The sequence below is a fragment of the Myxococcus stipitatus DSM 14675 genome (genome assembly GCF_000331735.1).
Lineage (GTDB): Bacteria > Myxococcota > Myxococcia > Myxococcales > Myxococcaceae > Myxococcus > Myxococcus stipitatus.
Genome location: NC_020126.1, coordinates 7997766 through 8019549, shown reverse-complemented (window position 1 = coordinate 8019549; position 21784 = coordinate 7997766). Strand labels below are relative to the sequence as shown.

General features: G+C 68.7%; 19 protein-coding genes. 12 read left to right on the top strand and 7 right to left on the bottom strand.

What is annotated here, in order from left to right; translation table 11 throughout:
* The first annotated feature begins 10 nt into the window (after positions 1 to 10).
* The gene (locus tag MYSTI_RS44925) at positions 11 to 226 is read left to right on the top strand and encodes an acyl-CoA carboxylase biotin carboxyl carrier protein subunit (protein WP_015351711.1); all 216 of its coding nucleotides are present in this window, start codon (positions 11 to 13) and stop codon (positions 224 to 226) included.
* 5 nt (positions 227 to 231) lie between these two features.
* Positions 232 to 996: an enoyl-CoA hydratase/isomerase family protein gene (locus MYSTI_RS30690; protein ID WP_015351710.1), complete on the top strand. Its 765-nt coding sequence runs from the start codon at positions 232 to 234 to the stop codon at positions 994 to 996.
* A gap of 31 nt (positions 997 to 1027) precedes the next feature.
* On the opposite strand, the gene MYSTI_RS30685 is transcribed toward MYSTI_RS30690, so the two are convergent.
* Together MYSTI_RS30685 and MYSTI_RS30680 are read right to left on the bottom strand one after the other, a co-directional pair.
* The gene (locus MYSTI_RS30685) at positions 1028 to 1621 is read right to left on the bottom strand and encodes a response regulator (protein ID WP_002634367.1); all 594 of its coding nucleotides are present in this window, start codon (positions 1619 to 1621) and stop codon (positions 1028 to 1030) included.
* 98 nt (positions 1622 to 1719) lie between these two features.
* Positions 1720 to 3513, bottom strand: coding sequence for an FHA domain-containing protein (locus tag MYSTI_RS30680; RefSeq protein ID WP_044900765.1), 1794 nt, complete (start codon positions 3511 to 3513; stop codon positions 1720 to 1722).
* A 147-nt stretch (positions 3514 to 3660) separates the two neighbouring features.
* Between MYSTI_RS30680 and MYSTI_RS30675 the strand changes: the two genes are divergently transcribed.
* Positions 3661 to 5217, top strand: a complete 1557-nt coding sequence (locus MYSTI_RS30675; RefSeq protein WP_015351708.1) for a rhomboid family intramembrane serine protease — start codon at positions 3661 to 3663, stop codon at positions 5215 to 5217.
* Here MYSTI_RS30675 and MYSTI_RS30670 read toward each other — a convergent pair.
* From MYSTI_RS30670 to MYSTI_RS30660, 3 genes are all read right to left on the bottom strand, one after another.
* Positions 5201 to 6202, bottom strand: coding sequence for an RNA ligase (ATP) (locus MYSTI_RS30670; RefSeq protein WP_015351707.1), 1002 nt, complete (start codon positions 6200 to 6202; stop codon positions 5201 to 5203). The two genes, MYSTI_RS30675 and MYSTI_RS30670, sit on opposite strands and share 17 nt — an antisense overlap.
* A gap of 115 nt (positions 6203 to 6317) precedes the next feature.
* A complete protein-coding gene (locus MYSTI_RS30665; RefSeq protein ID WP_015351706.1) occupies positions 6318 to 7193 on the bottom strand; it encodes a hypothetical protein in 876 nt (291 codons plus the stop codon).
* A gap of 3 nt (positions 7194 to 7196) precedes the next feature.
* Positions 7197 to 8426 carry a hypothetical protein gene (locus MYSTI_RS30660; RefSeq protein WP_015351705.1) on the bottom strand — a complete coding sequence of 410 codons (1230 nt, stop codon included), beginning with the start codon at positions 8424 to 8426 and terminating at the stop codon, positions 7197 to 7199.
* Positions 8427 to 8663: 237 nt separating this feature from the next.
* On the opposite strand from MYSTI_RS30660, the gene MYSTI_RS30655 reads away from it, so the two are divergent.
* From MYSTI_RS30655 to MYSTI_RS30640, 4 genes are all read left to right on the top strand, one after another.
* On the top strand, positions 8664 to 10973 hold the full coding sequence (locus MYSTI_RS30655) for an ArnT family glycosyltransferase (protein WP_015351704.1): 2310 nt from the start codon (positions 8664 to 8666) through the stop codon (positions 10971 to 10973).
* A complete protein-coding gene (locus MYSTI_RS30650; protein ID WP_015351703.1) occupies positions 10970 to 11887 on the top strand; it encodes an ABC transporter ATP-binding protein in 918 nt (305 codons plus the stop codon). The genes MYSTI_RS30655 and MYSTI_RS30650 overlap by 4 nt, the downstream gene beginning before the upstream one ends.
* Positions 11888 to 11889: 2 nt before the next feature.
* On the top strand, positions 11890 to 12690 hold the full coding sequence (locus MYSTI_RS30645) for an ABC transporter permease subunit (RefSeq protein WP_015351702.1): 801 nt from the start codon (positions 11890 to 11892) through the stop codon (positions 12688 to 12690).
* Positions 12691 to 12892: 202 nt separating this feature from the next.
* On the top strand, positions 12893 to 13942 hold the full coding sequence (locus tag MYSTI_RS30640) for an SPFH domain-containing protein (protein WP_015351701.1): 1050 nt from the start codon (positions 12893 to 12895) through the stop codon (positions 13940 to 13942).
* A 69-nt stretch (positions 13943 to 14011) separates the two neighbouring features.
* Here the strand turns inward: MYSTI_RS30640 and MYSTI_RS30635 are convergent, their stop codons facing one another.
* Entirely contained in the window at positions 14012 to 15706 is a 1695-nt protein-coding gene (locus tag MYSTI_RS30635; RefSeq protein ID WP_044900763.1) for a chromosome segregation protein SMC, read from the bottom strand.
* Positions 15707 to 15736: 30 nt separating this feature from the next.
* Between MYSTI_RS30635 and epmA the strand changes: the two genes are divergently transcribed.
* From epmA to MYSTI_RS30615, 4 genes are all read left to right on the top strand, one after another.
* Positions 15737 to 16741 (top strand): EF-P lysine aminoacylase EpmA, encoded by a 1005-nt coding sequence (gene epmA, locus MYSTI_RS30630; RefSeq protein WP_015351699.1) that lies wholly within the window; start codon positions 15737 to 15739, stop codon positions 16739 to 16741.
* Complete coding sequence (locus MYSTI_RS30625) at positions 16738 to 17481, top strand: lysophospholipid acyltransferase family protein (protein WP_015351698.1); 744 nt, start codon at positions 16738 to 16740, stop codon at positions 17479 to 17481. Before epmA ends, MYSTI_RS30625 begins: the two co-directional genes overlap by 4 nt.
* Positions 17478 to 18167 carry an inorganic pyrophosphatase gene (locus MYSTI_RS30620; protein WP_015351697.1) on the top strand — a complete coding sequence of 230 codons (690 nt, stop codon included), beginning with the start codon at positions 17478 to 17480 and terminating at the stop codon, positions 18165 to 18167. The genes MYSTI_RS30625 and MYSTI_RS30620 overlap by 4 nt, the downstream gene beginning before the upstream one ends.
* A 323-nt stretch (positions 18168 to 18490) precedes the next feature.
* Positions 18491 to 19003: a hypothetical protein gene (locus tag MYSTI_RS30615; RefSeq protein ID WP_015351696.1), complete on the top strand. Its 513-nt coding sequence runs from the start codon at positions 18491 to 18493 to the stop codon at positions 19001 to 19003.
* A gap of 3 nt (positions 19004 to 19006) precedes the next feature.
* Here the strand turns inward: MYSTI_RS30615 and MYSTI_RS30610 are convergent, their stop codons facing one another.
* Positions 19007 to 20209, bottom strand: coding sequence for an energy transducer TonB family protein (locus MYSTI_RS30610; protein ID WP_015351695.1), 1203 nt, complete (start codon positions 20207 to 20209; stop codon positions 19007 to 19009).
* Positions 20210 to 20322: 113 nt separating this feature from the next.
* On the opposite strand from MYSTI_RS30610, the gene MYSTI_RS30605 reads away from it, so the two are divergent.
* Positions 20323 to 21768, top strand: coding sequence for a hypothetical protein (locus tag MYSTI_RS30605; RefSeq protein ID WP_015351694.1), 1446 nt, complete (start codon positions 20323 to 20325; stop codon positions 21766 to 21768).
* Positions 21769 to 21784 lie beyond the last annotated feature (16 nt).

Here is a 21784-nt window from a genome sequence, read left to right as displayed (position 1 = left end):
GAACGGACCTATGGCGGACGTGGCGGCGCACATCACGGGCACGGTGTGGAAGATCGAAGTGAAGGTGGGCCAGCAGGTCAAGGAGGGCGAGACGCTCGTCATCCTCGAGTCGATGAAGATGGAGATGCCGGTGGACGCGCCCGAGGGTGGCGGCACCGTGAAGGAGATCCGCTGCAAGGAAGCGCAGTCGGTCAACGAGGGTGATGTCCTCGTGGTGCTCGAGTAGTCCGGATGGAGCCCTCGCTGGAGGTCGAGGACCGCGAGGGCGGCGTTCGGGTGTTGACGCTGTCCCATCCGGCCCGCCGCAACGCGCTCAATGACGCGTTGCTGGCCCGGTTGGATGCCGCGCTGGAGCCCGCCTCCCACGTCCGGGTGTTGCTGGTGCGAGGCGCGGGTGGCACGTTCTGCGCGGGCTATGACCTGACGCACCTGGGGCCCCCGGGCGCGGATGGTCGCCTGCCGGATGACACGCTGGTGGAGTGTCTCCTCAAGCTGGAGCGGCACGCGGTGCCCAGTGTGGCGCTGGTGCAGGGCGCGGCGGTGGGCGCGGGCTTCGACCTGGCCGCCTCCTGTGACTTCCGGGTGGGCGCGCCCGACGCGCTCTTCCTCATGCCCCCCGCGAAGCTGGGCATCGTCTACTCGCCGGAGGGACTGGCGCGAGCAACCCGGCTGGTGGGCCTGTCGCGGGCCAAGCAGCTCTTCCTCACCGCGAGGAAGCTCGACGCGCGCGAGGCGCTGGCGTGGGGGCTTCTGGACCTGTGCGAGGACGACGCGGAGGCGCGTGCCTTCGCGTTGTGCGAGACGCTCGCGGGCCATGCGCCCGGGGCCGTGTCTGGAATGAAGGAGTCCTTCGGGCTGCTGTCCCGTGCGCCGCTGGGCGACGAGGCGCAGGCGCGCCTGAGGGCCCTGCGCGCGAAGGCGTTTGGCAGCGAGGACGCGAAGGAAGGGCGCGAGGCCTTCCTGGAGAAGCGTCCGCCCCGCTTCACCGGCCGCTAGTCACGCGCGGCCGGCGAGGCGGTGGGCGTCATCAGGTGTCGCCGAACAGCTCGCCCATGCGCAGCTGGAGCGCCGAGGCAATCTTGTAGAGCGACGAGATGGACGCGGAAGACTCCGCGCGCTCGATCTGGGACAGCAGGGACACGGACAGGCCCGTGCGCCGAGCGAGCTGCTTGAGGGTGAGCTCCTGCGTCTTGCGCGCGTCGCGGATGGTGCGACCGATGGCGCGGTGCAGGTCGGCCTCCGGGTCCTGCGACAGGCCCTTCTTCTGGAGGGCGTTGCGGACCGCGGTGATGAACTGCTCGGGCTCCATGGGCTTCTTGACGTAGTCAGAAGCCTGGGCCTTGAGCGAGGCGACGGCCGTGTCCACCGTGGGGTACGCCGTGGCGACGATGACGGCCACGTCGGTGTCGTACTTGCGGATCTGCTCGAGCACCTCGGTCCCCGACATCTGCGGCATCATCATGTCGAGGATGACGAGGTGGAAGTCCGAGCCACGGAGGATCTCCACCGTCTGGGTGGGGTCCGTCGTGGTCACGACCTCATAGCCTTCGCGAGTCAACACCAGCTTGAGGTAGTCGCAGTTGTCCTGCTCGTCATCAACCACCAGGATGCGAATCTGCACAGCGTCTCCTCGCTGCAGGTGAACTTCGTCGGGCTGCGGGGCTCGGGGAGGGGGAGCGAGCGCGCACAGCCGATGGGGGGATGTCCGCCTCCCTTGGCCTACTTGGCCTTGGATTCGTCGTACGTCTGCAGCTGTGCCTCGACGCCCTTGCGATAGGGGTGATTCGCGGGGGCGAGCTCCAGGAACTTCCGGTAGTGCTTCGCGCCCTCGTCAATCTCGTTGAGGCGCGCCTTGGTGATGCCCATCAAGAGCTGGCAGTCCGGATTCGAGGTGTCCTTCTTCGCGCATTGCTCCGCGATGTTGAGGGCATCCCGATACTTGCCCGCCTTGACGAGGGCCTGGGACTTCTTGACCAGCTCGGCGGTCTGCTCGTCGAGAATCTCCGCGGGAGTCTTGGCGACAGGCTGTTCCTTGCCACCCGCGGGCTTGACCTCGGGAGGCGGCTTCGTCGCCGCGGCCTGCTGCGCCGCTGCCTCGGCCTCCGCGGTCAACTTCGCGAACCGAGCCTTCAACTCACCATGGCGCTTGGCGAAAACCTTGCTGCCAGCGGCGGAGTCGATGGGCCCACGCGCCTGGTCCAGGTCCCCATCCTCCAGCGCCTTCTCGGCGGCATCGAGCTGGGTCTTGTAGGTCCGCTCGGCCTTCACTTCCTCGCCGAGCGTCTTGGCTTCCTTGGTGAGCTGCCCCGTAGAGGCCATCTGCGCCGCGGTGGTCTCCGCGCCATCGAGGTCCTGTGCCGCGAGGGCCTTGCGCGTCTCCGCCATCAACTGCTCCAGCGAAGGCTTCGCCGGGGTGGGCGGCGTCTCGGGCGGCTTGGCCTCCGGCTGCTCCACCGGCGGCGGAGTCGGGTCGGGGTCCACCGCCGGCTTGGGCGGAGTCGCGGTCTGCGCCACCACCGGAGGCGTCTGACCCGGCTGAGGATTCGTGCCCTGGTTCTGCGTCAGGTTCCAGATGAAGAAGCCGCCGATGCCCAGTGCCAGGGCGATGATCGGAGGCACCACGAACTTCAACTTGCTGCCAGACGGCTGCTCGGAGTCCTCGCCCTCGTCGGCGGCATCACCCGCGAGCAGGAAGCGCAGCTTCACATGGCCCAGCTCGACGATGTCGCCGCTGCCCAGGGACGCTTGCGCGTAGCTCTCGCCGTTGACCGTCATCCCGTTGGCGGACTGCATGTCGATGACGCGCCACTCCCCACTCGCCTCGCGGACCAGCTTGGCGTGTGTGCGCGACAGCGAGCGATGATCCAACGCGATGTCGTTGTCGTCCGTGCGGCCGATGCGCAGCTCGGTCCTGATGCACGCGAACTCCTGACCTCGGAGCTCGTCGGGACTCAGGACCACGAGCCGGGGAGCATCGTGGGTCGGGATATCCTCCAGCTTCCGAGGACGATCCGCCTCCACATGGTCCAGCCGGATGATGGACGTGGAGTTCCGGCGCTTGTCCGCCGAATCCTGGGATGGGGGCGTGTGGTCATTTTCATCACCACTCCCTCCCCCAGCCTCGTCCTCATCCCGCGACGAGCGCGCGGGCTCGTTGGGCTCTGGCTCCGGTTCCTGCCGGCGCGCGGGTACCTTGGTAGTGATGGCGCCTATGGCGTTGGCGCCTTCGGCCTGGAGTGCCAGGTCGTAGTCGCCGATCTGGATCAGATCACCCTCACTGAGGGGTGACTGACCCGCGATTCGCTCGCCGTTGATCCGGGTGCCGTTATAGCTACCCAGGTCCTCCACCACGACATGGCCGTTCAACCGCACCAGTCGTGCGTGCCGACGTGACACGTTTCGTTCCGTCAGGCGGATGGTGTTTCCCTCCTGACGGCCGATGGTGATCTCGTCGCGCACGAAGGGAACAACGGTCTTGCGCCCCTCGTCGTCTTCGATGATGAGCTTCAGCACGGGTCCGATCCGCGTACAGTCATAGCAGAACGGCCTTTCGGCGCACAAGTCATGCATCCCCTTCAAATGACAGGACTTTCTCCCCGGCAAGTGGGGCAAACGGCCCTGTTGTCCATCGGTCAACCGGCCGGAGAAGGTGGGGTTCGGGTGATTCCCTGGGTCACCGTGGCCCTGGCGGGGGTCCTCGTGGGGCTCCACGGCCTCCTCTGGAGCCAGGGGCCGGTGGACGTGGATGCGCTGGTGAGGTGGGGCGCCAAGGCAGGTCCCCTGGTGTTGGAGGCGGGGCAGGTGTGGCGGTTGTTGACGGCCAACCTCCTGCACCGGGACGTGTTGCACCTGCTGCTCAACGTCACCGTGCTCGTGGCCGCGGGCAGCGCGCTGGAGCGGGTCTGCCGGCGAAGCGACTACCTCGCGTTCCTGGTGACGGTGGCGCTGACCACGATGGCCAGCTCGCTCGCCTGGTCCGGTGCGGTGAGCGTGGGCGCCTCGGGGCTCGTCTATGGATGTCTGGGGGCGCTGCTCGTGCTGGGCCGGCGTCACCGCTCGCTCTTCCGCGTTCGTTGGCTCTCGGGTGAGAGCGCGCTCCCCACGGTGCTGGTGTTCCTGTGGATGGGGTGGACCTCGGTCGGGGTGGACAATGCGGGTCATCTCGGAGGGCTCGTTGCGGGAGGGCTCGCCGGAGCCTTCCTGGAGCCGCGCGACCTGGCAGCGCGGCGGAGCTTGTCGAGACCGCTCGGTGGGGTTCTCGCCGCGGTGGTGGTGGCGGCCGTGGTGGTGACGGAGCGTTCGGCGTGGCGTGTGGAGCGCGATGACGGCTTCGGCATCTCGGTGGAGCTGCCGGAGGGTTGGCGCGGAGAGATGGATGGGCAGGGGCGGAGGACGTTCTCCAATGGCCTGCCGGGGCTCGGGCGCGCGACGTTCTCCGCGGAGGCCATCGAGACGGGCGAGCCGGTGGATGGCCTCGCGCAGGCGCGGCGCTACCAGGAGCAGACGCTGCCGCTGGGGGCTCCCGGCCCCGAGGGGCGGACGCTGTCGGTGCAGGGACCGTCGACGACGCAGGTGGGCGGACGCATGGCGCAGCGGCTGCGTGCGCGACTCGAAGGACCGGGTGAAGGACGGCACCTCGTCGCGTACTTCGTGCCTCGCGGTGAGTGGGTCTACCGACTGGTCTTCACCTGGCCCGCGCAGTGGCCCGCCTACCAGGATGTGGTGGGGCGCATGGTGGCGGAGCTGCGATTCGATGAGCCCTCGGTGCTGCGCGAGGCGCGCGGACGGGCCTTGTTGATGCCCGGAGCCTCGGGGCCTCGACGGGAGCTGGGCGCGGTGTTGCGCCGCCTGGGATATCCCCGGTTCGCCATCACTCCGCTCTCGGAGTCGGTGAGCCTTTCGCCGTCACACGTGGGAGGACGGGTGGAGCTGGCGCGCGCGCTGCTCGATGCCGGGAGGGTGGAGGAGGGATGCCACGCTGCGGATGAGGCCCAGGTCTACGGGCCCTCGGACACGGGCGCGCTGGAGGCGGGCGTGCGCTGCGAGCTGGCGCGAGGCGCGCTACCGCGTGCGCTGGAGCGACTGGAAGAAGCGCGGCGCGTGGACCCGCAGGATGCTCGACTGCGGGCCGCGGAGGCCGTGCTGCGGACGGTGATGGACGTCCCCCCACCGGAGCTGCCTCCGGCGGGGGGACCTGGCGTCAGTCCTCATCCTTGAGCAGGAAGTCGTTGTTGATGACCTTGAACGACAGCCTGCTGCCCCCGAGCGTGGGCGATGTCCGCTCCACGAGAGGGCGGATGACGATGCCCTCCTTGCGGTTCTTCGTGCCGCTGTAGAGCCCCTGCGCGAGCTTCAGGTAGTTCTCCAGGCCGTGGTCGAACGTCCGCGCGGCCTCACCCGTGACGACGTGTTCGACGGGCACCATGCGCAGCCCGAGCCGCTCACAGAACGCGAGGAGCTCCGCGTGGCCCAGGTACTGGCCGGTCCGGAAGTCGTGGACACTGAAGATGAACAGGTCCAGGGCGTCCAGTCCCAGCCGGTTCTTCTGGATGCCCGGGCCGCACAGCTCACCCTGGATGGCGAAGCCCGGAGGAAGCACGGTGGCCAGGTTGTACTTCTCGGCCATCTGCCACGTCCGGCTCGTGCTCGGCCGGAGCGCCCAGTTGCGCGAGCACGCCACCAGCGTTCCGTCGAGCATCCTGACGTATGTCGCCGAGGTGCCGTCCAGCTTGGTGGCGACGTAGAAGTCGTGGCCTCGAAGCTCGTCCAGCACGCCCAGGGCGGACTGCAACCGGATTTCATCTGTCTTCGGGACCTCGGCCGGGAAGGGCGCGGCGACGTCGCTGCCCTCGGGCGAGGTGGGCTCGAACTTCACCACGCCCAGGGGCTCACGGATGTCCGTGCCCACGGGGGGCGTCTCTCCCTCGAGAATCGATACAGGAAGAGCGAGCCCCTGGGACAGGACGCCCCGGAGCCGCGCGGTCTTCACCCGGAAACCTCGGGGCCGGAGGAACTCCGCCCAGTCCTTGCCCTCGGGAAGCTGGCTGTCGATTTCGAAGAAGACACAGGCGTCGCCGACGCGGAAGTCCCCCTTCTTCACCACCACATCCCAGCCCATCACCCGCGCCTTCAGGATGCTGTCAGCTCCGGGAATGTCCTCCAGGTGGTCCACCCTCTGAATCGAGACGAGCTTTCTCTCCATGGTTCCCTCCTTACTCCGCCCGGCAAACGCCAGCGCGGTTGGGACGAGGAGGAACGTCCCGGCTGACGCCGACCCTTCGTGACGCGGAGCCGCGCCGTCGAACCCGGGCCTGGGCCTACCACTTCGTGCTGAAGGCACGCACCACGAGGCCCGCGTCGAGCGTCCACTCATCGCGGAACGAAAGCCCCGCGTCCCCTCGGACGTAGCCCCCGGAGAGCCGCAGCGCGATGGGCTGGTCCGCCACCGCGAGGAACACGCGCTCCAGGGCCGCATCGGCCCGTGCCCGGAAGCGTGTCCCGCCGTCGATGCCCAGGTTCCACCCCGCGAGTCCCGTCGCGCGCAACGCCCACAGCCCGTCATCGCTCTCCAGCCCCAGGTCGACCATCAGCGAGGTGAAGGGGGACAGCATGTGCGTCGTGCCATCGCGGGAGCGTCGCAGGGTGTGGCTCGCCACCGGGCCAAGGCCCAGCCACGCCTTGCCTGTCTCCGAGCGCAAGGGGTCGATGAGGAGCCCCACGCGCCCGGTCTCCAGCGTCCACCCGGGGCCTTCCCACACGCGACGCTGCAGGTGGGCCGCGCGCACGGCCACCGTCACGTCGAAGGGGAAGGGGATGCGCACGGGCCTCGAGGTGGGCACCAGGATGAAGCCTTCCTCCAGGTGCCGGCGCAAGAGCCCGTCATAGGCGACGAAGTCCAGCCCGCGTTGGTCGCCGTCCCAGAGTTCCACTCCGAGGAGTCGATGGTTCGTGAACCACGGCGTGCCCTTGCTGTGGCTGCTGTACCCCGTGCGGATGCGGATGCCCGCGCGCAGGGACGCCGCCGTCGCGCCGCTGCGCCCCGTCAGGCCCGCGCCGACGAGCACCCCGTCTCCTGGGTCGAAGCAGACGGGATACCCCTCACCCGGCGTGTCCTCTCGGGTGCAGGGTGACGTGGGCTGCGCTCCCGCCGCAGGGGCCGAGGCCAGGAGCAATGCGAGTCCAAGGGCGAGCACGGCTTAGTTCCGAGCCTTGTCGGCCAAGGGCGCGGTGTGGCGCGCGGGGGCCCACAGCGAGAAGCGCAGTCCCGCGGACGCGGACCACTCCCAGCGCGTGGGCAGCTGGGGAATGTCGTTGCGCCATGCACCGCGCGCATCCGCCACCAGGCTCAGGGGTTGGTCGTTGATGGCCAGCAGGATGAGCTCATAGCCGGCGTAGACCTTCAGCCGCTCCGGACGCAGCGGGCGGCCCTCCACCCTGCCCGACAGCAGCACCTTCTCCGCTTCCGCGCCGAAGCGCAGGTGGTGGAATCCATCCCGGTCCAGCGTCAGGTCTCCCTCCAGCACCGCACCCGGCACCAACGTGCTGACGTTGTTCTTGTAGTCGCGCTCCGCGGAAGGGCCCGCGCGCACTCGCACGAAGGACACCCTGTCCTCCGAGTGCCACAAGTCCAGCGTGGCGTGCACGGTGGCCCAGGTGAGGAACCCGCCCTCGAGCTCCCCGCGCTCCAGTTCCTCCACGCGCAAGACTTCAATCCAGGTCCCCAGGTTGATGCTGATGTCGTGGCGGCGCGGCTCGCCGAAGAAGGTCGTCACGCGAAACAGCGGCTCATCGCGCTCGACGCTGAAGTCGTAGCGAAACAAGGTCGTGTCGAAGGACGGCTCGCCCAGGAACAGCTCCGTCTCCAGGATCCGCATGCGATGCAGGTGCTTCTCGCTGGGGACCTCCAGCGCGATGCCGAAGTCCAGGCGCACGCGGTTCTCCAGCACCTTGGACGGCGTCTGGAGCGGACTCCACGCGCCCCCGAGCCAGATGCGGCGGTGCAGGTCGAAGTTGAACTGCATCACCCGGCCGCGCTCATCGCGGTACCAGCCCGGGGGGGCGTCCGCGATGGAGGGCTCCATCTGATACGTCTTCAGGGACTCCCCCGGCACGGGCACGTGAATCTCGCTGACGCAGGCGCGCACCCGCTCCAGGGGACGCTCCGTCTCCTGGCCGCCCGCATCCAGCTCATGGCTGGGGGTGATGAGACAGCGCCGCTGCTCGTGGTCGCACTGGGCCCGCCACTTCCCCGAGGGCACCGACTTCGTCGGCCCCAGGTCGAGACACACCACGAGGCGCTCCGCGTCCTGCACGGGCAGCGGGTTCCTGGCCGGCTGAAGGACGAGCGTGGGGGGCTGGGCAGGAGGGCTGTCCTCGACCTGCGCGAGGAGCAGCGCGAACCCCAGGGTCACCGCTGAGACAAGCATGAAGCCTCCGAAACTGGACGGGGGGCTGCCCTTACAAGGCCCGTGCCCTCGGCTGCCCAGCCGGCGCGCTCATGTATGCCTCCCACCTTCGTGCAGGCTCTTGCACAATGGTGCGCACGCCGCCTCACGGGGGGCCTCCGGCGGAGGTCGACCCGAGGGGGAGGCGGGGATATAAGGCCGCGTCCTGCCCGAGATGCGCAGGCAACCGCCCGATACGATTCAAGGAGCCCATCACCCGTGGCGAGCGACGGCGAACAGCAGGAACAGCAGCGCGAGCAGACCTTCGCCGAGGCGGTCCTCGGCAAGGAGACCTTCTCCGCGCGGTGGATGCAGCGGTGGGCGGCGCTGTCGGACAGCGCGCGGGTGGTGACGGCGACGGCCTTCTTCGCGGCCTTGCTCTTCCTTCCGTACCTGGGCGCGGTGGGGCTCTGGGACTGCTGGGAGACGCACTATGGAGAAGTGGCGCGGAGCATGATCGTCCGCCGCGACTACGTGTTCCCCTACTGGGAGAACGCGTGGTTCTTCTCCAAGCCCCCGCTGACCATGTGGATGCAGGCGCTGGGCATGCAGGTGGTGGGCACCGTGCGCGCCGGCGACAAGCTGGGCCTGTACACGGAGTGGGGCATGCGCGTGCCCTTCGCGCTCTTGAGCATCACCGCGGTGGCGCTGCTGTCGCTGGCGGTGGCTCGCGTGGTGAGCCGCCGCGCGGGCCTGGCCACCGGCTTCGTGCTGGCCACCATGCCGCTGTACTTCCTGCTCACCCGCCAGACGGTGACGGACACGCCGTTCGTCACCACGTTCGTCTGCGCGATGGCGTGTGCGTTCATCGGCCAGCTCGATGACACGACGAAGCACCGCGCGGCCTGGTGGTACGGCTTCTACTTCTTCGCGGGCCTGTCCACGCTGGCCAAGGGCCTGCTGGGCGTGGGGCTCCCCGCCGTCATCCTCGTGCTCTACGCGGCCCTGGCGGTCATCCCGTGGGACGGGCCGAGCCTCGATGCGCACCTGCGCTGGCTGACGGATTCGGGCTTCCGCAAGGACGTGCGCGAGGGGCGTCAGCCCATGCCCGTGCTGTGGGCGCAGATGTTCCGCATGAAGCTGGGCTCCGGCATCCTCGTGTTCTTCGCGGTGGCGGCGCCCTGGTACATCGTGATGTCGCTGTTCAAGAGCGTGGACGATGAAGGCAAGCTCTTCTGGTACCGCTTCTTCGTCCACGACCACCTCAACCGCCTCACCGCGGGCGTGCACACCACGACGCCGGGCGGCACGTTCATCTACTTCATCGAGCAGGGCGGCTTCGGCATCTTCCCGTGGGTGGCGCTGCTCCCCGGTGCGTTCGCCATCGTCACGCGGCTGAAGCTGCGCTCGGAGAAGAAGTCGGACCACCTGGCCGTGCTCGCCGTGGTGTGGGTGGCCTTCTCCTTCTGGCTCCTGGCCTCCAGCGCCACCAAGTTCCACCACTACGTCTTCCCCGTGCTGCCGGGCCTGGCGGTGCTCATCGCGCTGTTCATCGACCGGCTGTGGGAGGACGGCATCCCGGCGCACGCGGTGAGCCTCATCTTCGGCCTGGTCCTCTTCGTCCTCGTGGGCAAGGACCTGGCGGAGAACCCCAAGAACTTCACGGACCTGTTCGTCTACAACTACGACCGGCCCTATCCGCAGGAGCTCGTCACCAGGCCCATCGCCTTCTTCTCGCGAGCGCTGTGGACCGGAGACCTGGTCACCCTGGTGCTGCTGGCCTTCGGCGTCTACCTCTCCTTCGAGGCGTTCTCCCCGAAGTCTCGCGACAAGGTGACGCCTGGCTCGCGCGCGGTGGCGGTGCTGATGCTCCTGGGCGGGCTGTCCACGCTGGCCGCCGTGACGTCCGGCGCGAAGGTGTCCGCCACGGGCCTCATCGGTGTGGCGGTCGCGCTGGCGGCGGGCTTCCTCGGCTGGCTGTCGACGAAGGAGAAGCCGGAAGGGCGCGCATCACTGCAGACGCTGGCCTTCGTGCTGGCGCTGGTGGGCGCGGTGATGGCGGTGCGCGGCTTCAAGAACCCCGTGGGCGAGGACTCGCTGCTGCGCTCGCTGTCGGAGCCCGTCAACGTCAAGGGCGCGCTGGGCTTCGTCTTCGCGGTGGCGGGCGCCCTGGCCGTGGTGGCCACGCTGATGCGCGCCCGGGTGATGCTGTTCGGCACGTTCTGGATGCTGGCCGCCAGCTTCGCGCTCTGGTTCAACTGGAACCACTGGGTGGACCTGTCCCACCACTGGACGCAGCGTGACCTCTTCTGGCGCTACTATGACCAGCGCAAGGAGGGTGAGCCCATCATCGCGTACCTGATGAACTGGCGCGGCGAGACGCTCTACTCCAGCAACACCGTGGAGCAGTACCGCGGTGGTGACTACAACGCGAAGCTGCGCTCGGCCGTCGCGCGGCCCGGGCGTGAGTGGGTGCTGGCCGAGCAGAAGATGCTCAACACGCTGCGCAACGCGGTGGGGCCCGACAAGGTCGTCACGCCCATCGACCGCGACATCAACAACAAGTTCGTCCTGGTGACCGTCGATTGAGCGGCATCGACGTTCGGGGATTGGGCAAGCGCTTTGGAAACCGCGTCGCGGCGGAGGGCTTGTCCTTCCACGTGCGGCCGGGCGAGGTGTTCGGCCTGCTGGGCCCCAACGGCGCTGGGAAGACGACGACGGTGCGCATGCTCACCGGCCTGCTGAGCCCCAGCGAGGGCGAGGCCGTCGTGTGGGGCCACCGCGCGGACCGCGAGGGTGAGTCGCTGCGCAAGGTGGTGGGGTTGCTCACGGAGCAGCCCGGCCTCTATGACCGGCTCACCGCGCGGGAGAACCTGCGCTTCTTCATGAAGCTGCATGAGCTGGACGAGGCCAAGGCCTGGCCGCGCATCCGGCACTACTTGGCCCGCTTCGGCCTGGCGGACCGCGAAGAGGACCCGGTGGGCGGCTTCTCCAAGGGCATGCGGCAGAAGCTCGCCATCGTCCGCACGCTGGTCCATGACCCTCGCGTCATCTTCCTGGATGAGCCCACCAGCGGCCTGGACCCCGAGTCCGCCCGCACCGTGCGCGACGCGGTGGCGGAGCTGGCGTCGGAGGGGCGCACCATCGTCCTGTGCTCGCACAACCTCGCGGAGGTGGAGCGGCTGTGCGAGCGGGTGGCGGTGGTGAAGCGCCGACTGCTCCTCATGGGGCCGGTGCGGGAGCTGCGCCGCGCCGGGCAGTCGCTGGACGTACGGGTGGAGGGGGAGGCGGAGCGCTATCGCAACGTGCTCGCGACGCTGCCCTTCGCGCCCAACGTGCTGGTGGAGGGCATGCGGCTGCGCGTCATGCTGGAGGATGACGCCCACGCGCCCGATGTGCTGGCGTGCCTGGTGGGCGCGGGGGCTCGCGTGCACAGCGCGGTGCCCGCCCAGCGTCCGCTGGAAGAGGTGTACCTGGACCTGCTTCGCGAAGGGGGAGCGTAGCCATGGCTTTTCGTCCTCGCCGGGCGCTGGCGGTGTTCTGGAAGGACTTCCTGGACCTGCGCAAGAACGTGGGCCTGCTGGCCTCCATGGCGGTGCTGCCGACCGTCCTGGTGGCGGTGCCCATCGGGGTCGTGTGGACGTACGTCAACACGCCTCATCAGTCGGACCTGCGCAGCGTGGCGCAGTTCTATGACCCCTCGCTGCCCTTGGGCGCGAGCGCCGGGCGCTTCCTCATCGACAAGACGCTGACGGACTGGTTCGGCCTGTTCCTGGTGATGCCCATCTTCGTCCCCATCCTCATCTCCTCGCAGAGCGTCGCGGGGGAGAAGGAGCGGCGGACGCTGGAGCCGCTGCTGGCCTCGCCGCTGACGGCCGCGGAATTGGTGGCGGGCAAGAGCCTGGCGTCGCTGGTTCCCGCCGTGTTCATCACCTGGGTGGCCTTCGTCTTCTTCTGCGTGGGCGTGGACATCGTCGCGTGGCCGCTGGTGAAGGCGCCGCTGATGCCCAACGCGCTGTGGACGTTCGGCGTGCTGGTGATTGCGCCCCTGTTCGCCTTCTTCGGCAACGGCGTGGCGGTGCTCATCTCTGCGCGGGTGAGCGAGGCGCGCATGGCGCAGCAGATATCCGCCCTGGTGGTGCTCCCGCTGGTGGGAATGGTGGGAGGGCAGGTGGCGGGGCTGCTCAAGGCGGGGTTCGCCTTCTACGCCCTCCAGGGGGCGGTGGTGCTCGTCCTGGACCTGTTCCTCCTGTGGGCGAGCATCCGCCTGCTGGACCGTGAGCGCCTGGTCAGCCGCTGGGGCTGAGCCGCCCTCCCGCCTGTTCACCCGGAGGCCGGCCTTCCGGGCGAGCGGCTAGGCAATCGCCAATGAAACTGGCATGTTGCAGGGAAGGCTCCGGGGGGAAAGCGGGCGCGCTTTCGCCTCGGACGCCATGTTCTTAAGAGGGTCGGATGTGGGGGCGCGGATTTGCCGGCCGCCATGGCGGCCACGGAGGCGCTGACTAGCAATGGGTATCTTCGACACCATCAAGGGTGAGGCGAAGCGCAACTTCATCGCCCGCGCGGACACGGCGAAGGGTCAAATCATCTACAAGTATCCGGAGAACAACATCCGGATGCTCACCCAGCTCACCGTCGACGCCGATGAGGTCGCCCTCTTCGTCAAGGACGGCAAGGTGGAGGGCAAGCTGGGGCCGGGCCGCCACCAGCTCGACTCGAACAACATCCCGTTCCTCTCTCGCTTCGTCGAGAAGTTCACGGGCGGCAACCTCTTCATCACCGAGGTCTACTTCGTCTCCGTCCGCGAGTTCGCGGGCGTGAAGTTCGGGGGCCCCATCGGTGACGTGAGGGACCCGGAGACGGGCCTGGGCATCGGCACCATGGTGTACGGCGACTTCTCCATCCGCGTGACGGACCCGGAGAAGCTCGTGGTGGGCCTGGTGGGCATGGGCCGCTCCAGCAACGAGGAGCTGCTGGGCTGGTTCAAGAACCAGGTGCTCAAGGTGACGCGGGACCGCATCGCCGAGCTGCTGGTGAAGAAGCGCTGGCCGCTGCTCGACGTGACGAGCGGCGCGTACACGGAGGAGATCGAGACGGAGGTCATCGCCGGCCTCAAGCCTCACGTGGACGACTACGGGCTCACCGTGGTGCGCATGGGCAACTTCCACGTCAGCATCAAGGAGGAGGACGAGGGGACGCTGAAGAAGCTCTCCAAGGACGTGGCCTACTCGCGGCTGGCGGGCGGCTTCCAGCAGTACGCCCAGGGCCAGGCGATGCTCGGCGCGGCCGAGGGCATGGCCAAGGGCGGCGACGGCTCCGGTTCCGGCAACGCGCTGGGCGGCATGGGCATGGGCATGGGCTTCGGCATGGCCCAGCAGTTCATGAACAACCAGCCGCAACAGCAGCAGCGTCCCCAGGAGCCCGCTCCCCAGGCGGCTCCCGCCGACACGCGCAGCCCCGCGCAGCGCCTGAAGGAGATCAAGGAGCTGAAGGACGCGGGCGTCCTCTCGGATGACGAGTACAACGCCAAGCGCGCGGAGCTGATGAAGCTCCTGTAGTCCTTCGCGCGCTCCACGGCGCACGACACCAGGGCCTCCGTCCTTCCCGGGCGGAGGCCCTTCGTGTTTCTACGGCGCGGGGGGCGCGGTGACGCCCTCGGGGCCGGGCGCGGGGATGGGGCCGGGCTCCTCGCCCTGCATGTCCAGGCGGATGGGGACCTGGAGCGTGGTGCCCAGCCGCAGGAGCAGCACATCCGGCTCGATGCCCTTCTCGCCGATGGCCTGCGCCACCTCGCGCGCGGACAGCGCGTTGCCCTGGGTCCACAGGCCCTTGAGGAACTCACCCGCCTGCGGCGCATGCCACCAGGAAGGGCCGAAGCGGGCCTTGAGCTGGGCCTGGAGCTGGCCCGCCAGGAACCACGCCCGGAAGCTGTCCGCGGACTGGAAGAAGTCCTCCTGGTCCACGAGGTAGCGCTCCGCGTCCTCGTCGGTCATGGGGATGTCGTCGGTGCGCGACAGGACCTCGCGGTAGAGCACCTTGGGGTCCACCTCCGTCGTGCGCCGGTGCAGCTCCAGCTGGTACAGCAGGCGGCCCGCCGCGCGGCGGATGAGGTACAGCTTGTGCGCGCTGGAGGTCGCCAGGTACTTCGCGCGCTCCTCGCCGCTGACGCCCGCGTGCTCCTCCAGCCACACCGGGTCCTCGAGCAGGTCCTCGAAGAGGGACGAGTACGCCTCGCCCACCGTGGGGTTGCCCAGCCGCGCCAGCTCGAAGCGCTTCTCCTGCGTGAAGGCCAGGTGCAGCGCGTGACCGAACTCGTGCAGCACGCGCGCCTGATGCAGCACACCCGAGCCCGGCTTGAAGGACACGCGCACGTCGTCGGGCACGCGCACGGCCAGCGCCAGGGGGCGGGTGTTCTTGCGGGGCAAGTCCCTCGAATCAATCTGGACGTTCTTCAGGGCGGCCAGGTCCAGCTTCATCCCGGCGAGCGTCGCCTGGGCCTTGGTGAGTGACTCGCCCTTGGGGAAGGCATCCTCCACCTCGCGCGCGCGGAACAGGCGCGGGATGTCCGCGCGGGTGATGTCCTTGAAGGCAACGCCCAGCTCCCGCTGCGCGAGCCGCTCCATCACCACGCGGTAGGGCGCTTGCGTGGCCTGCAGAATCTCCTCCGCGAGCACGCTCAGCTGGGCCAGGTCCGCCTGCCGCAGCTCGCCGCCGAACGACTCGTAGGAGGCGAAGCCCAGCTCCTTCACCAGCTCCTCGGCGCGCACCTCCTTGCGGCGCAGCGTCTGGTTGAGCCGCTCCAGCGAGGGCGTGGCCGCGGCGTAGAGCGCCTTGCGCCGCGCGGCGTTCCGCTCGTTGGCGAGCAGGCGCTCCAGGTCCCGGTAGCGCAGCTCCCGGCCTTCCACCGTGAAGGTGAGCGACGCCTCCAGGTTGGCGGACGCGTCGTTGTATTCGGCCAGCGCGTGCGACAGGTACTCGCCCGCGAAGTGGGAGTGCAGGGCGGTGAGGGCTCGCACCTCCCGAGGGTCCTTCGTGAGTTGCCGCAGCCGGTCCACCTTGCGGATGTTGTCGAGGGTGAAGAGGTCCTCCTGCCCCGCGTACGTCGCGGAGACGTCCACATGACGCCCCTCCGTCCAGAACACCCAGACGAGCTGGTGCTGGGCCTCCAGCAGCGCCTCGGCGCGGGAGGCAAGCGAGCGCACGTCCGCCGTCAGTCGCTCCGCCTCGGTGGGAGGCGGCGGCAGGGAAGGCGCGGGGGGCGCTTTGTGGCAGGCGCCCAGGCAGCAGGCGACAGCGAGGAGAAGGGGAATCCTTGGGAGCATGTCGACCCCCATGTTACTTCCGCCTCGCGCATGCCCAACCTTTCTCAATGGCGGGCCGCCCGAGGGCGCCAGGCCCTCTACTCCGCCCTGCGACGTTTCTTCACCGCGGAGGGCTACCTCGAGGTGGAGACACCGCTGCTCATCCCCACGCCGGGAATGGAGCCGCACATCAACGCCTTCGAGGCGGGCTTCATCCCGGAGACGGGCGTCGGCACCGCTCGCCCCCTCTATCTTCACACCAGCCCCGAGTACGCCATGAAGCGGCTGCTCGCGGATGGCGCGGGCCCGTTGTTCCAGCTGTGCAAGGTGTTCCGGAACGGCGAGGTCTCACAGACGCACAATCCCGAGTTCACGATGCTGGAGTTCTACCGGCCGGACGCGGACTACCACGCCATCATGGCGGACGTGGAAGGGGCGTTGGCGGAGGCGGGGCGCAGCGCGACGGAAGGAGAGCCCGGCGCGGACCCGGCGTTCTTCACCCGCACGCCGTACGAGCGCATCACCGTGCGGGACGCCGTGCTGCGTGCGACGGGCGTGGACATCCGCGTGCACTCGGACGGGCCGTCGCTCAAGCGGGCCGCGGATGCCATCGGCGTGTGGACGGGCGAGTCGGTGACGTTCGATGACGTGTTCTTCCACCTCTTCCTCGAGCGCGTGGAGCGGGGCCTGGGCCATGAGCGGCCCACGTTCCTCATCGAGTATCCCGCGTCGATGGCGGCGCTCTCGCGGCTCAAGCCGGGAGACACGGCGGTGGCGGAGCGGGTGGAGCTGTATGCGAAGGGCTTGGAGCTGGCGAACGGGTTCTCCGAGCTGACGGACGCGGCGGAGCAACGGGCTCGACTGCTCGAGGAACAGGACCTCCGGCGAAAGCTGGGCCGTTCCGTGTATCCTCTGGACGAGCGGTTCCTCGACGCGGTAGGTCGAATGCCACCCTCGGCGGGTATCGCCGTGGGGCTCGACAGAATCCTGATGCTGCTGCTCGGGGTCCAGCGCATCACGGACGTGCTCCTGTTCCCTGCTCACGAGTTCGTGTGATTCGAGACATCGTCCGGACAGCGTTCGCGGGTGTTTCGGCGGTGGGGTTGACGGGGGTGTTCTCGTCGGTGGTGTCGGCGCTCTCCCTGGGAGGGGCCCACCGCGAGGCGGACAAGGCCCTGAGGCTCTGGGCGCGCGGCGTGTTGGGGGCGGCGGGCGTGCGCCATGAGGCGGTGGGGTTGGAGAACATCCCCACGGAGGGCCACGTCGTCTTCGTGTGCAACCACCAGTCCCACTACGACGCGCCCTTGCATCTGGCGTACGTGGAGAAACACACGCGCTACGTGGCGAAGGCGGAGCTGTTCAAGATTCCCGTGTTCGGCGCGGCACTGCGTCGCGCGGGCAACATCCCCGTGGCGCGCAGCGGTGGAAGCGAGGACCGAGGCAGGATGGAGGAGGCCGTCTCCGCGCTGCGTGAGCGGGTGAGCGTGCTCTTCTTCTCCGAGGGCACTCGCAGCGACGACGGACGGCTGAGGCCGTTCAAGAAGGGGGCCGCGGCGCTCGCGATTCAAGCGGGTGTGCCGGTGGTGCCCATGGCCGTGTCAGGGACGCGGCTCATCCTTCCCAAGGGAGGACGGGCGGTGCGGTGGGGCCAGCGCGTGTCGCTGGTCGTGGGGAAGCCGATTCCCACGAAGGACCTGACGCTTCAAGACCGCGACGCACTCACGCGTGAGCTGGAGGACGCGGTCGCTCAACTCTATTCCGAGGCCTGCATGCGCTCGGGAGATGTACCGACATGAAGAAGCCAGCACCCCAGAAGTCATTCGCGTCACATCCGTGGCATGGCATCACCCCGGGCGACAACGCTCCGGAGACTGTCACGGCGTACATCGAAATCGTCCCCACGGACGCGGTGAAGTACGAGCTGGACAAGGAGTCCGGCATCCTGATGTTGGACCGGCCGCAGCGCTTCAGCAGCCAGTGTCCCACTCTGTACGGCTTCATCCCGCAGACGTACTGCGACGAGCTGGTGGCGAAGCGCTGCGCGGAGCGCACGGGCCTGCGCGACGTGAAGGGCGACGGCGACCCCATCGACATCTGCGTGCTGACGGAGAAGGTGGTCAGCAACGGCAACCTGCTGGTGCGCGCGGTGCCGGTGGGCGGCTTCCGGATGGTCGACGGCAACGAGGCGGATGACAAGATCATCGCGGTGCTCGAGTCGGACCTGGTCTACGGCGAGCTCCAGCACATCGCGCAGCTCCCGCGTCCGCTGCTGGACCGCTTGAAGCACTACTTCCTCACGTACAAGCAGATTCCCGGAGAGGGGAAGCGCAGCGTCGAGATCGCGGAGGTCTATGACCGGCCGGAGGCGCTGGAGGTCATCCGCCGCAGCATGAAGGACTACGACCGCGTCTTCCGGCAGACTCCGTCGACGCCGGTGCGCAGCCGGACCCGGCGGCCCGCGCGGAAGTCTCGCGCGTCCTGAGTGACGCCCAGGGACTTCGCGGAGCGGAATGATGTCCGCTCCGCGGTCCTCGCCGAGGCATCGGGGTCGAGCGGCTTCGCTGCTCCCCCGAGGACTCGTTCCTGTTTCATCTGTTGACCTCCCGCCATCGACGCGCGCGCCCTGTCGGGGTGTGCTGATGGCGAACATCTGGACCGTTGAAACAGGACGCCCGGACGCTGGCGCGTGGCCTCGCGTTTCGGGAGACGGACACTCCCGGCCCGCCCCCATGGCTTGTGACGACAGCGATGTTCGAAAGGAAGGGTGCGGCCAGGGGGCCGTGGTTTCAACGGAGGTTCTGCTCGATGCGTGTTTGTTCCTGGTGGGCGCTGTGGACGTTGGGGGTGTCGTTATCCGCGGGGGCGGCGTCTCCCGTGGTCGCGGGTGGCGTCGGGGCCGAGGGGCTCGTTCCTCGGGTGTTCATCGACGATGTGTCGTACTTCCAGACCGATGATGAGTTTCACGCCTGGCTCGAGCTGCGTCGCAAGCTGAAGCAAGACTTCGACGACATCTGCGGCGATACGTTCTGCGAGGGGGATTACTCCAACATCGAGTCCATCATCTTCCGCTGCTCCGTCGACCAGGGCTCGGGGCGCATCGGACAGTGCTACTGGGTGTTCGGCGGGAGCTATGAGTCCATCGACTCCGCCACGGGGAAGATTGCCGTCGAGGCACGAACGTGGGCCTGCAAGAGCCCCCTGGCGCGCGGCACGACGATACAGGCGTTGATGAAGGCGCTGGAGGGGCCGAACCCCATGAACACGCCGCTGCCCAAGACGCGCAAGACGCTCTACGACGGGCTGATTGACTGTCTCTAGATTTCAGCGGACCTCGATGAGGCGCACGCGCTTGTAGATGCGCTTGTCGAGCGGCAGCCGGGTGTCGATGAAGCCGAGGGCTTCGTCGAACTCGAACGTGAAGACGGGGATGGGCGGGCTGATGGAGAGAATCAGCTCGAACTCCCAGAGGCTGACGATGCGCTGCCGGCCCCCCACGGCGTCCGGGGGTGGGGGAGGGAGCTTCTGTGCGGCGGCGCGGACGTCCTTCATCGCTTCCTGGTCCACCTCGAGCTGATGGCTGGGCTCCACGAGCACCACGTCGAGCAGGTGTCCGTGGCGGTCCTGGATGACGCGGATGAGGGCCCGGCGGGTGGAGCGGAACTCCTCGCGCATCTTCTCGCGCAGCTCGCGGCGCATGCGCAGGGAGGAGTCCCCGACGGTGCTGAGCGGACGGCGGCGGTCTTCCTCGGGCTGGTTCTTCGCGGCGAAGGCGCCCGAGGAACCATACTGCGCGGCGCGCTCGCTCCAGACGCGCCCATAGGCACGGGTGCGCTCCAGGCCCATGTCGAAGTAGCCCTGGAGGCCGTGCTCCTTCACGGAGCGGTCCGCGTCCCAGAGGTTCACCAGCGCCTTGCCGAGCTGGGTGAAGTAGGGATGCACGAGACCTCGGTCCACCTTGCCGCGTCCCACGCTCTCCGCGACCAGGTCCTCCACGAGCGCTTGCGGCGTGGGAGGGGCGTAGGTGCCTCGGACGCCTGGCTCCGCTCGCGGGGGCGGCGCTCCCGAGGTGCTCGCGGCCAGCACCCGTCCTCCGGAGACGGGCAGCTCCGTGGCGATGAGGCTCGCCCGTGGAGGCCTCGCGAAGGGGGCATCCCGCGCGAGAGGTTCCGCCCCACGCGGAGCATCGATGGTGTCCGTGCGAGGCGCGTCCGAGGCGAGGTCTCGAGGGGCATCGGCGACGTTCACCGCGTCCGGCGGAGGTGCTTCGTGGTGTCGGGCGGAGACGCGGGACGCAGGGGGCTTCGTGCGACTCGACGGTGGCGTCCTGGGCTCTGGCGCCGGGGCGACGGGCTTGGAGACCGCCACGTCCATCCAGGTGAGCCCGATGGTTCGGGGGGACTCCTCACGAGGGAACGCACGCCGAGCCGGTTGAGGAACCGCGTCGAGGACCCACCCCACGAGCCCATGCACGGCCAGGCTGATGGCGAGCGTGGGCAACAGGCGTCGGGGGGAAGCCGGCGGCATGGCCGCTGTTTCTAATCCCGCCGATTCAGCATGCCCGGGAAAGCGTGGTGGAAGGGTAGGAAACCCACCAGCACCCGCGTAGTCTCAAGTGACATCGGAGGAAGGCACCCAGGATGGCGACCTCGCTGCTCGCGACGGATGGCTACAAGTTCAGCATGGCGGAGGCGGGCTGGCCGCTTCGCCGCGAGACTTTCTATTACTCCCACCGCAGGGGTGGGCTCCAGGTCATGCCCCTGGACCTCGCCGCCTACGTGCGCTCGCTCCTTCCCGAGCCGAAGCCCGAGGACTACGACTACCTCGCCCGCTTCGATTACGAGATGGGCGTGGGCTTCAAGGCGGCCATCCTGCGCAAGGAGCGGCTCTCCGTCCGCGCCATCCCTCGCGGTGCTCACTTCTACTCCCGCGAGCCCATCCTCACCGTCACCGGCCCCTCCGCGCTCGTCTCATGGGTGGAGCCCATCCTCCTCCAGCTCAACTTCCGCGTTCAGGTGGCCACCCAGGCGCTCCTGGACCGTGAAGGGCTGGCCCGCGCGCTGGCTCGCGTCACGTGCGAGGAGCAGAAGGCCATCGTGCTGGAGACGCTCGACGCGGTGGGCGTCAAGCCGGTGCCGATGACGGTCGACACGGAGGGCTACATGCGGCGCGTGCGCGCCACCGTGAAGGAGCTCATCGACGCGGTGGAGGACCCGGCCCGCATCTTCGAAGTCGGCCTCCGCGCCGCCACCTGCCTCCAGCAACATGAAATCGCGTTGCAGGCCTGCAAGGACATGGGCGTGCAGCGCACCAGCAACGTGGAGGGGGCTCGCAAGCTGGGGATGATTCCCGTCGGCACGATGGGGCACGAGCACATCCAGCGCTATGGCTCGGACGATGCCGCGTTCCGCGCGATGCGTGAGCGGCGGCCCCAGCGCTCCAGCTACCTGCTGGACACCTTCGACACGCTCACCTCGGGCATCCCCGCCGCGTTCCAGCTCATCCGCGACGAGCCGGGGGCGGGAGACTCCATCCGCTTCGACTCGGGCAACAAGAAGCTCCAGTACCTCTACGCGGTGACGCGGGCGCGCGACATGGGCATCCGTCCCGTGAACATCCTGGAGGACGGCCTGGACGCCGAGGCCACGCGCGAGTTCGAGGAGCTCCGCCGGCAGGTGGGGTGGGACCCGAGCGCGCAGTTCTACGGCTACGGCGGCCACATCGTCGCGCGCACCATGGAGTGCCCCTTCACGCGCGACAAGGTGGCGGCCATCTACAAGCTGTCGCAGACGGGCCCCCAGCCGGTGATGAAGTTCGGCAACGAGCTGGCCGAGGGCAAGCAGAGCATCCCCGGCGTCCCCGTCCTCTTCCGTCGCCGTCATGGCTCCGGGCCCATGGGCCTGGTGGGGCAGGAGGGCGAGCCGGTGCCGGAGGGCTACTTCCCGCTGTTCGAGGCGGAGCCCGAGGTGCCTTCGCTCGTGGGAGCGCAGGAGGCCGGCGCGGAGAACGCGAAGGTCGCGCTGACGCCCACCACGCGTGCGCTCGTCGATGAGCTGACGCGCCGTCACTTCCCCAAGGGTCGTTGAGTCGAGGGACTCCGGA